At 37.0% G+C, this 11,030-nt stretch carries 11 protein-coding genes and 1 pseudogene; 4 read left to right on the forward strand and 8 right to left on the reverse strand.

The features are described from left to right. Positions 1-161 (forward strand): annotated as a pseudogene (locus tag F6K22_RS43530) (ROK family protein); the annotation flags it as partial. A gap of 353 nt (positions 162-514) precedes the next feature. Here the strand turns inward: F6K22_RS43530 and F6K22_RS17270 are convergent. From F6K22_RS17270 to psbH, 7 genes are all read right to left on the reverse strand, one after another. Beyond that, the gene (locus F6K22_RS17270; RefSeq protein WP_293100223.1) at positions 515-943 is read right to left on the reverse strand and encodes a hypothetical protein; all 429 of its coding nucleotides are present in this window, start codon (positions 941-943) and stop codon (positions 515-517) included. A 252-nt stretch (positions 944-1,195) separates the two neighbouring features. Continuing rightward, positions 1,196-2,908 (reverse strand): CTP synthase, encoded by a 1,713-nt coding sequence (locus F6K22_RS17275; protein ID WP_293100226.1) that lies wholly within the window; start codon positions 2,906-2,908, stop codon positions 1,196-1,198. A 627-nt stretch (positions 2,909-3,535) separates the two neighbouring features. Continuing rightward, entirely contained in the window at positions 3,536-3,784 is a 249-nt protein-coding gene (locus F6K22_RS17280; RefSeq protein ID WP_293100228.1) for a hypothetical protein, read from the reverse strand. Between the two features lie 1,171 nt (positions 3,785-4,955). Then, the gene (locus tag F6K22_RS17285; protein WP_293100231.1) at positions 4,956-5,222 is read right to left on the reverse strand and encodes a DUF3146 family protein; all 267 of its coding nucleotides are present in this window, start codon (positions 5,220-5,222) and stop codon (positions 4,956-4,958) included. Between the two features lie 91 nt (positions 5,223-5,313). Next, positions 5,314-5,958: an aminoacyl-tRNA hydrolase gene (pth, locus tag F6K22_RS17290; RefSeq protein WP_293100234.1), complete on the reverse strand. Its 645-nt coding sequence runs from the start codon at positions 5,956-5,958 to the stop codon at positions 5,314-5,316. Positions 5,959-6,041: 83 nt separating this feature from the next. Beyond that, positions 6,042-6,314, reverse strand: a complete 273-nt coding sequence (locus tag F6K22_RS17295; protein WP_293100236.1) for a TatA/E family twin arginine-targeting protein translocase — start codon at positions 6,312-6,314, stop codon at positions 6,042-6,044. Between the two features lie 106 nt (positions 6,315-6,420). Then, complete coding sequence (gene psbH, locus F6K22_RS17300; RefSeq protein WP_094672051.1) at positions 6,421-6,624, reverse strand: photosystem II reaction center phosphoprotein PsbH; 204 nt, start codon at positions 6,622-6,624, stop codon at positions 6,421-6,423. Positions 6,625-6,711: 87 nt separating this feature from the next. On the opposite strand from psbH, the gene psbN reads away from it, so the two are divergent. The 3 genes from psbN to F6K22_RS17315 all read left to right on the forward strand — a co-directional run bounded on the left by psbN (position 6,712) and on the right by F6K22_RS17315 (position 9,562). After that, the gene (psbN, locus tag F6K22_RS17305; protein ID WP_293100247.1) at positions 6,712-6,843 is read left to right on the forward strand and encodes a photosystem II reaction center protein PsbN; all 132 of its coding nucleotides are present in this window, start codon (positions 6,712-6,714) and stop codon (positions 6,841-6,843) included. A gap of 708 nt (positions 6,844-7,551) precedes the next feature. Beyond that, complete coding sequence (gene aroC / locus F6K22_RS17310) at positions 7,552-8,643, forward strand: chorismate synthase (RefSeq protein WP_293100239.1); 1,092 nt, start codon at positions 7,552-7,554, stop codon at positions 8,641-8,643. A gap of 10 nt (positions 8,644-8,653) precedes the next feature. After that, positions 8,654-9,562 carry an MBL fold metallo-hydrolase gene (locus F6K22_RS17315; RefSeq protein WP_293100242.1) on the forward strand — a complete coding sequence of 303 codons (909 nt, stop codon included), beginning with the start codon at positions 8,654-8,656 and terminating at the stop codon, positions 9,560-9,562. Between the two features lie 140 nt (positions 9,563-9,702). Here F6K22_RS17315 and F6K22_RS17320 read toward each other — a convergent pair whose 3' ends face one another. After that, complete coding sequence (locus F6K22_RS17320) at positions 9,703-10,518, reverse strand: tetratricopeptide repeat protein (protein ID WP_293100244.1); 816 nt, start codon at positions 10,516-10,518, stop codon at positions 9,703-9,705. Positions 10,519-11,030 lie beyond the last annotated feature (512 nt).

Here is an 11,030-nt window from a genome sequence, read left to right on the forward strand (position 1 = left end):
GCTGCATCAGAACTTTTTTCCCTGCAACTAAGGCTGAAATTGAGCGACGAGTTCTTTTTAGTTCTTATTTAAACTTACAATTATTAACTGCAAAATTAGGTAATCAAGCTGGTATTGTGGGAGCTGCTAAATTAGCTTTGACTAAGTTTTTAGATAAATGATTTGAGAGTTGTAGGGTAAGCTTTTAGCTATTAGTAGTTAACATTTCCTATGTAATTTTCGCAGACAGCATTCAATTAGAGTATGAGGGTTAGAGGGTAGGGAATAGGGATAATTTTAACGGATTTGTAGTCAGAGAGTTTTATCTCAATCTCTTAATAATAATTCTTTTAATAAAGGCAATTAGCAATTTTGCTACGCGATATGAAAGGTGGTAGTCTTGGGGGTACTCAATAGACTGATAGATGACACCTAAATGGTTAGGTTTTAGGAAAAAGATAATAGGAAATAGGGTATGCTTAACTATCACTAAGTTAGGTAGAGTTAACATCAAGTATATTACTATCAAATTTTCTTATGGTAAAGAATATCCAGTTACTTTTATGATAAATTCCGAAACTTTTTTATAAGCTTCTGGCTCACTATTAGGGTTAATAATAATATCTTTTGTACTATCTGGTAACCAGAAAGTTATCCGACCATTAGGTTCCAAAGCAAATGTAGTAATACAACTCAAATTTATCAACCATTCATGGCGATCGTAAATAATTTTTACCCAGCATTCATTATAAATTTTATACTCTATTTCGATCTTTTTTTTAATATATTCTAGAACTAAGTGATAGTCATGTTCGGAATTTTGCTTATTCAATATAATTGGCTGACTACTATTTGGCAGCCAAAAAGTTATCAGCTTATTTGACTGACAAGAAAAAGCAGTAATACTGTCAAGATCGATCAAGTATATACTTCTTTCATAATTTATTTTAATCCAGTAGGCCACAGGACCCCCTCAAAGCTTTAATTTCTTGCATTTACCCAGATCCTGCAAGTTACCCTAAAAGTCCGATCGACATTATTTATTTACCCTTGATATTGTCAGTTAGTACCCAATAAAAAATATTTCTTCTTTAACAAAATTTTAGCAGAAGTTCCCACCTAAAAATATTACTAAGATTAACTGATAACCTTTTGATTCAGAATTTTTAATTCTCCCTCAAGACTAATTCCTCCTCCCAAGACAATTAGTTAATCACTAATTACTAATTGACGGCTGAATGCTTACCTCTTGGCTAGCTTCAACATTATTTACAGACAAATCATAACACTTTTCTTGTTGACTAGCTGCTTGAAAAAAGCGATGAAATAGAGGGTGAGGACTGCTAGGTCGAGATTGAAACTCTGGATGAAATTGAGTAGCAATAAAGAAAGGATGAGTAGGAAGTTCAATAATTTCTACTAGCCTACCATCAGGAGATGTTCCACTTACAACATATCCTGTTTCTAAGAACAAGTTCCGGTAAGCATTATTAAATTCATATCGATGTCTATGGCGTTCATAAATTACTTCTTGCTGATAAGTTTTAAATGCCAATGTGTCCCCTTGAAGACGGCAAGGATAAAGTCCCAGTCGCATAGTACCGCCTAAGTCTACTACATCTTGTTGTTCTGGCAATAAATTAATCACTGGATTTGGCGTTTGAGGGTCAAACTCCGCACTATGGGCAGCATCCAATTCCGCCATGTTGCGTGCCCACTCAATTACCGCACATTGCATTCCCAAACATAACCCCAAAAAAGGAATTTTATTTAGTCTGGCGTATTGAACTGTGGCTATTTTCCCATCAATACCCCTGACACCAAACCCACCAGGCACAATAATTCCATTAGTATCCTCTAGATAGGTTTTAGCTCCATTGGCCTCCACTTCTTCAGCATTGACCCAACGTAGATTTAAGTCCACACCAACAGCGATGGCTGCATGGCGTAATGCTTCTACCACTGATAGATAAGCATCACTAAGTTGAATATATTTACCCACTATGGCAATTTCTACAGTAGTAGCAGTAGATAATTGGCCCTGGTTAGTATGTATTTCTTCTTTGTCTTTATGGTAAAGACGATTGACTAAAGTTTGCCATTGCTCGAGATTTGGTTGACGTTGCTCCATTTGTAATAATTCTAGAGCTTGGACTGCCAGTCCTTCTGTCTCTAACATTAGAGGTACTTCATAGATACTTTGAGCATCCTGAGATGTAACTACAGATGCTACAGGTACATCACAGAACTCCGACATTTTTTCCTTTAAGCTTTTACTAAGTTGGCGATCGCATCGACAGACCAAAATATCTGGTTGAATACCAATGGAGCGTAATTCTTTAACGGAGTGTTGAGTAGGCTTAGTTTTCATCTCCCCTGCTGAAGCAATCCAAGGGACCAGTGTCACATGGACATACAAAACGTTATTTCGTCCCACATCTTTACGAAATTGCCGAATTGCTTCTAAAAATGGTTGAGATTCAATATCTCCTACTGTCCCCCCTATTTCTGTAATTACTAAATCTGGATTGGCATTTCTGGCGACTCTGTGTACTCTTTCTTTTATTTCGTTAGTAATATGGGGGATAACCTGAACAGTTCCACCTTGATAGTCCCCTCGTCTTTCTTTATTAATTACTGCCTGATATATCGAACCTTGGGTAACACTGTTGAGCCGAGACATTGAGGTATCTGTAAATCTCTCATAGTGACCTAAGTCTAGGTCTGTTTCTGCACCATCTTCTGTGACAAACACTTCTCCATGTTGGAAAGGACTCATAGTCCCTGGATCTACATTAATATAAGGATCTAGTTTAAGAATGGAAACGGAATAATCCCGTGATTTGAGCAAACGGCCTAAGCTTGCTGCTACAATTCCTTTACCAATACTAGATACGACTCCACCAGTTATGAATACAAATTTAGTCATAGATTTTTTTTAATCAGGATAGAAGAAAGTTGTAAACTGTAGATTAGTCTCACTAATTTATACTACCCATGCTTTTGGCGTAGCCTGCCGTTGGGCATAGAAAAGGGAATATTAGGCCAGACTCATCTATATTAGATTTTTCCTATCTCATATCTTTCTTTTTGAGGGTAGATTAACTATTGTCGATTTGCTAATATTTATTCACATAAATTCATATACATTGATATAGTTGCATAGATTGTGCTCTAATTGCGCTTAGACAGAGTAGTTTGTGGTGCTTGCGCCAGGCCACTATGTAACCGCTATCCTGATAAGTTATCTCTAGCATGGTCAAGTAATTCAAACCTCTGCGCACGCCGATAACCAAGGCGACGTAAGTGCTTAAAAGCTTCTACAGGTTTTCTTGTAGGCATTGGGAGATACCCCCTCAGCAGGTCTTGCTTGCTGTGCATTGTTAACAAATGTTAGCAAAAATGTATCGGAATTACCAAGAATTTACTAATCTCTAGCTTCGGCAAAAGTATCATATAGAAGCCCTAATCGTATCTTTAGAAAAGAGGTAATAAGGAGAAGTAATTCATATATTTATGGGTAATAATTGATTAGATTTGGGATTTCAGGAGATGTCTAATACAGCTCATCTCCCCACACTCCCCACCCCCCCATATCCCTATATTTAAGTACACAAATAGATAACTTCAGGGGTTCTATAGAAGCCATAGGTGTATCTCCAGAAAAGAGGGAGTGGGGGGAAAGAATTAATTTATGGTTCTTGATTTCTACCTTTCTCCATATTCCCCACACTTCTTTGATATCAAAACTCAAAAACCTACCTTTGTAAGCTTCTCCCTCTCCCCCCTCTTTCCACGCTCCCAATCAAAGATACCAAATGGGTTCTGTAGAGTAATTAAAAACTATAGCGCTAGAGTTAATCTAACTTTTACCCCTTTCTATCTCATATCTATTTCTATTTTAGGCAAGGGCTAGCATAATATAGGTCATTATAAATATCTATACTACTTGTTCTCGTGCCTATTAATTTAGAACTACTCTCTATTTCTATTTCTATTTCTAAGAAATCAAATCATATCCGTGCTTCACCAAGGCATTTTAGGAAATTACCCATTCTTGCTAACCTCTAGTTTCAGCAAAAGTATCATAATACATTAATTAGGGATGGTTGATTAATTCTCAAAGCATTTACCGATAAAGGCTTTAGCCTTTATCTAGGGCTTGCTGATTAACTAGCTATCAGCTTGAGCGCATTTAGCTGGAGCGCTCTTCAATTCGAGGGTAACGGTCCCCCACAAGAGGAGCGAAAAAATTAGTGGCGCGCTTTGCGTGGGGGGAAATAATCCCCCATTATACACCTTGAATAAGCTGAGTGCTACTTCAATTCTAAAAGTATTGAAATCTAAAGGTTTTGGCGTTTTAGAGTTGAAAAAAGTACCAGCTTTTCGCACTTATAAAGCTCATGCATGCTAGTATCTTAAGATGATTATGGCAGAAAAATTGAGAGACAATTCTTACTCCTACCTCTTCTAAATACCCCGTTCCTCCTGTCTCCTGTCTCCTGTCTCCTACAAAGAGCAAAAAGACTTTCAATAAGCAAACCCTATCCAGCAAAAGAACACATACTTTTCAGTCCAAAAAACTCAAAATGCTAACTTTTTGACCAAACAAGGGCACAAAAATCACACAAAAATAAAGGGAAAATTGCTCCTTCTACCTCTTCTATAATTTCTATTTCTCCTGACTTCATAACTTCTACCCTCACTCATAATACTTTTTCAGCAAACCTTAATTAAAAACTATTGCGCTATAGTTAATCTAACTTTTATCCCTTCTATATATAAATACCTAATCTTTACATAATTACCAAGAATTGGTAACATACAGCTTCAGCAAAATTATCATTTATAGTAAATAAAAACTATAGCGCAATAGTTAATCTAACTTTTATCCCACTAAAACCCATAAACGGAAAACATAATCTATGGAGTGCCGCTGCTAGTAAGTCGAGTTAAAAATTAAGATTTAACTTTTACTAAAATTTAGCCTTAATAGTAAAAGAGTAATCCCCACCAGGTTCTAGTTGATAATCCCACTTTTCTAAAAACCTACCTAGAGGCTCTTGAATTAAGGCGCGACCTTGAGAAGGTTGAATATAGAGAGTTTTTCCCTGTCTAAAACGCCATTTAAAGTACCAACCAAAAGGACCAGCACTAACCTCTCCTTCGATAGTGCCTTTTTGCCAAGACTGGCGAGTTACTCTGACATAAGCAGTAGTTTCTGGTAGACTCTTAGAACTCATCAATAGTTATCAAGTGACTCTTTCAATCACTCAAAAATCATTTCTACAACTCTCGCTCAAAAGCCTTAAAAATACTTTACTGAATGGTCAATTAATCTTCTGGTATGATGATATTTCTACTGTTATAGAGATTCATAGCTTTTTCAATTCCTTGTTTGAGAGAAATTTCTACTGTTTCTACAACTAGATCCAGCATTTGAGTCATCAATTTACTTTCTGTGGGGCTAAACTTTCCTAAAACATGACTAATAGTTTTTGGGTCTCCACTTTCAGCAGTAACATTTTTGGGTTTACCAATACCTATTCGCAAACGAGGAAATTCTTGAGTTCCCAAATGAGCGATCGCCGACTTCATGCCATTATGGCCACCTGCTGAACCTGACAAACGTAGTCGTAGTCGCCCCATGGGTAAATCCATATCATCATATATTATCAGCACAGAAGAAGGAGGTAGTTTATACCAATCTACCACCGCACGAATTGCTTGTCCCGACCTATTCATATAAGTTAAGGGCTTCAACAAGTAAATTTTTTCAGTTTTTGTACTTCTGCCTTCTCCAAATTCTGCTTTAAATTTACGATTTTCTGATAAAGAAATTTGCCATATATTAGCTAGATTATCAACTACAGCAAATCCTATATTATGCCGAGTTTGATTATATTTTGGCTCTGGATTTCCCAAACCTACAATTAATTTGGGAATCACTAATTTTTTCCCTGGCTCAACCTCTTTCATTCCCTTAGAATTAAAAATTTTCTGTCAAAACTACAATAATCTTTTAGATTGGCTCAGGTAATTTTTTTCTCTACTTTTAAAAATTAGCTTTTCTGAGATATATCCGTGGGAGAAGAAACATTTACGACTTCTTTGGGTTCTGATTCAGGTTGATATTTACTTGGTTGAGGTACTTCTTCTAACTGTTTTGCTTCTCGTTTAAATTCATTTTCAAACTCTTTAGCTCCTGCCTTAAAACTATTTATAGCCTGCCCTAAACTACGACCAATTTCTGGCAGTTTCTTCGGACCAAATATTAAAAGAGCTACTACCAGAATTACAATCATTTCTGGGAGACCAATACCAAATATATTCATCTTGTTTTACTCCTAAAAATTTGCTTGCAGTTGGCATAAAATTGATAGCTAGGGCTAAAGAAATTTAAGTTAACTGAATTTCTTAGCCCTACTACCTAAATTTAATTTATTTAGTTAGACTTGCCCAGTCAACATCAACATTCTCTAACAACAAGGAAGAGTTGTAGATTTGTAAAATAATCAACAAGAAGACAAAAAATAAGCCTATAAAAACGGCCATCAATAGTGTGGTTCCCCAACCAGGAGATACTTTACCATACTCTGAGTTTAAGGGTTTGAGGATGTCTCCTAATCCAGTTCTTTGTGACATAGTTTTCGATTTTTACTATTTTCAGCAGAAAATTTTAATGTTTTGTAATATTGTATATGTATAACACTAATAATTTTAATGAATTATATGGAACCTGCAACAGTTCTTAGTATTTCGATAGCTGTAATGGTTGTGGCCATTACTGGATTTTCCGTTTATACAGCCTTTGGACCTCCCGCAAAGGAGTTGGCCGACCCTTTTGACGATCATGAAGATTAAGGCTTTATGGGTCTAGAAGGTAAGCTGTGATGGGGAGATGGGGAGATGGGGAGATTGGGGGAGAAAAGCCTCTAATTAAATAGGTTTACTCTCCCGAAATATCTATAAAATGGTAAATACATAACTTGTTTTTTTTGTCAAATTTTATCTTAGGAAATATGTTTATAAAGCATAGTCTTTTAAGGGGATAAAAAAGAAAATTCAGCATTTTCAAACCTCTGGCTTTAGCAGGAGGTATTGTTGACATTTGCGCAGCAGTATCTAGGGTTTGCTGAAAAAAGCAGGGGGTGGGAAGAGTGGAAAGGGTGGGAAGTGTGGGGAGGATGGGGAGACAGAGAAAAAAGGACTCTAATATCTTTACTATATTTGACTGTACTTTTATTAACTATTAATTTTGGTATCTACTTCTTGCCTTCTGGGGGAACCTGGGCTAAAAGAAGAGCTGTTTCTTGCACAATAACCATATATGAGAAAAGAGTTTTGCTAAAGCTTTTCATATCATGGAGCAAAACCCTAATATAGAATCCGGTTAAATACTTATCATATCTGTGAAGCAAAGGCAGAGGGCAGAAGGGAAGGATTAAAGTTAGAAGGCAGAAGTTTTCCAATAACTAATTATCCGGACTTGATATAACAGGTCGAGGCAGATGAGCATTTTAACAGAAAGCAGTTAAGATGATTTGTTAAACACTTTATAGTTTGAGTTTAATGGGCAACATATTTGGACATTTATTTCGGGTAACAACCTTCGGTGAATCCCACGGAGGAGCAGTAGGGGTTGTGATTGATGGTTGCCCACCAAAACTAGAAATAGATGTCAAAGAAATTCAATATGAGTTAGACCGTAGGCGACCAGGGCAAAGCAAAATTACTACACCCCGTAAAGAAACTGATACTTGTGAAATACTATCTGGGGTATTTGAAGGTCAAACCTTGGGGACGCCAATTATGATTCTGGTCAGAAATAAGGATGCTCGTCCCCAAGATTATCAGGAGATGTCTATTAAATATCGTCCATCTCATGCTGATGCAACTTATGATGCTAAATATGGTATTAGAAATTGGCAAGGTGGCGGTAGGTCTTCAGCTAGAGAGACAATTGGACGAGTAGCCGCAGGGGCGATCGCTAAAAAAATTTTGCAACAATATTCTGGAGTGGAAATTGTGGGATATGTGAAGCGGATCAAAAATTTAGAGGCGATTGTCGATCCAACAACAGTAACTATAGAACAAGTAGAAAGTAATATTGTTCGTTGTCCAGATAACGAATGTGCTGAGAGAATGATTGAATTAGTAGAACAAATACGGGATGTAGGAGATTCTGTTGGAGGTGTGGTAGAATGTGTGGCTAGGAATGTACCAAAAGGTTTGGGTTCTCCTGTATTTGATAAACTAGAGGGTGATTTAGCGAAGGGTATAATGTCTTTGCCAGCGAGCAAAGGATTTGAAATTGGTTCTGGTTTTGCAGGTACTACTCTGACAGGTAGCGAGCATAATGATGAATTTTATACAGATGAACAAGGTGAAATCCGCACAGTGACCAACCGTTCTGGTGGGATACAGGGTGGCATATCTAACGGAGAAAATATTGTGTTGCGGGCGGCATTTAAACCAACTGCTACAATTCGGAAAGAGCAACGCACTGTTAGTCGTGAAGGTGAGGAGACATTTCTTGCGGCTAAAGGAAGACATGACCCTTGTGTTTTACCTAGAGCTGTGCCTATGGTAGAAGCAATGGTGGCTATAGTGCTATGTGACCATTTATTACGTCATTATGGACAATGTAAGACCTTAAAGTAAGAAAATTTATATGGAAACTAAAACTTCTACTATAGTACCTACCCAAGATAATATTGATTCTGCGAAGTTGTCTGAAAATCTAGGGGATTTTGTAGTAAAGTTCTGGGGAGTGCGAGGTAGTGTCCCGACTCCTGGAAAAGAAACTGTTAGATATGGTGGAAATACTTCCTGCATAGAAATGCAAATAGCTGGTAAGCGTTTGATATTTGATGGAGGTACTGGGATGCGAGAACTAGGAAAAGAATTAATGCAGGAAACCCCAGTAGAAGCTTATATATTTTTCACTCATTATCATTGGGATCATATTCAAGGTTTTCCATTGTTCGCTCCTGCTTTTACTAAAGGAAATTGTTTTCACATCTATGGAGCAATTCCTCCAGAAGGGGAGTCAATGAAACAGCATTTTATAGATAGAGTATTACATTATAACTCTCCTGTTCCCCTCACAGGTATGCAGGCGGACTTGCGATTTTATGAACTTCAGCATGGGCAAAAAATGATGCTCCATGGTATTGAAATTGAGACTGGTTCTCTAAATCATCCTAATACGGCAATGGGATATAGGGTGACATGGAATGGACGGAGTGCGGTTTATTGTTCTGATACAGAACATTTTCCTGATGGTTTGGATAAAAGTGTGGTTAGTTTGGCACGAGATGCTGATGTACTAATCTATGATGCCATGTACACTGATGATGAGTATCATAATCCCAAGTCGCCAAAAGTTGGTTGGGGACATTCGACTTGGCAGGAAGCAATTAAAGTTGGCAAAGCTGCTGGGGTGAAGCGAGTGGTAATTTTTCACCATGAACCAACTCATAGTGATGATTTTCTGGATCGGATGGCAGAACAAGTTAAAGAGACTTTTCCTATGGCAGTTATGGCCAAAGAAGGTTTGGTTCTGCCAGTAGGGATTTAATATGGCGCTACGCGCAAGTCAGAAGTCAGAAGTCAGAAGTCATATCTGAATTGAGTTTTTCCTGTGGAAATGCTGCGCAAACAGCATTTAGTAATGTCCGCACCTTTTGCCTCAACTTTTGCATACACTTATAAATTAGTTTAGTACAAATTTAATAATTTATTGCGATATTCTTTGCTTGTCGGATGGTTATCTCCTAAGATGTGAAATATTGCCAGCATTGCTTTGCGGGGAGCGTCATCTTTATATTTACGATTTTTACTGACTAGATCTAAAAATAATTCTAGTGCTTGTTCATAGTTATCTGATAATGTCAGAGTACAAGCTTTAGCATAAGTTTTATCTAGTGTACTATCGCCTGGATTTTCAGCTTCTTCTTTAAAGTGAATTAATGCTTTTACTGCCTTTAGTTGAGGATAAAATTCCCGGTTATGCTCCCCAATAGTTTCAATCAGCTTTTTTGCTTCTTCTAATTTATTTAAGCTTACCAAAAACTTAGCAGCTTCTATAATTATAGTAACGTTATTAGGATATTTGTGAAAGAGCTGATCTAAAAGACTTTTTGCTTGTTCAAATTGACCTGATTTTGTCAGATTCTGCAATTCTTTTATATCTGTTTCTACTTCTGAGTGAAGATTAAGTTCCCCTAGAAAATTTCGTAGTTTTGGTTCTGAGAGAGCTCCGACAAAACCTGGTTTAACTTCTCCTTGAGTTACGACTCTTACATCTGGTACTCCTTCTATACCATAAGTTTGAGCTAAGTCTGGACTCTGCTCGACATCAACTTTGGCTAGGATAAAGTCATATTCTTGAACCAATTTTTCTAAGATTGGTTTTAACATTTTACATGGACCACACCAAGTAGCGTAGAAGTCTACTAAAACTGGTTTTTTGTGAGAATTTTTTAAGACTTCGGTAGCAAAGTTTGTATTGTCAACTTCTATAGAGATGCCCATTGAATTCTTAGAATTAGAATATATTGTCTTACTAATTATTATGGCTGAATCAAGTAAATTTTTGCGAATATTAAGTTAAATTTTTAATTTAGGGAGTAGGGAGTAGGGAGTAGGGAGTAGTAATTCTGGAAACAGGGAATATAAAAGAAGAAGAACGTATTTCTCAAGTAGATGAGTTTGGGTTTGAGGCAACATGGAAGAAATAAAAATACTGTATCTCATTGAATTTAGATAGTAGGGAGTAGGGAGTATTAATTCTGGAAACAGGGAATATAAAAGAAGAATGTATTTCTCAATATAGAACTCCTAAGCGTATCTTTTATATTTATTTTCCTTTCTACAGCCTGAGCTATATAGCTGCTGCACTTGCTCCGCCTTTCATGTCGCAGAGCGTTTCATGTCGGCTACAGCCGAAAAGCGGAACGGAGTTCTATCGCCCTTGAAACTATACTATTTTTAGTTGAATAAAAAGTCATGTCTATGGGCAAGCTAGCCCAGTTAATCTTTACGAT

The organism is Okeania sp. SIO2F4 (assembly GCF_010672385.1).
In the GTDB taxonomy this organism is placed as follows: domain Bacteria; phylum Cyanobacteriota; class Cyanobacteriia; order Cyanobacteriales; family Microcoleaceae; genus Trichodesmium.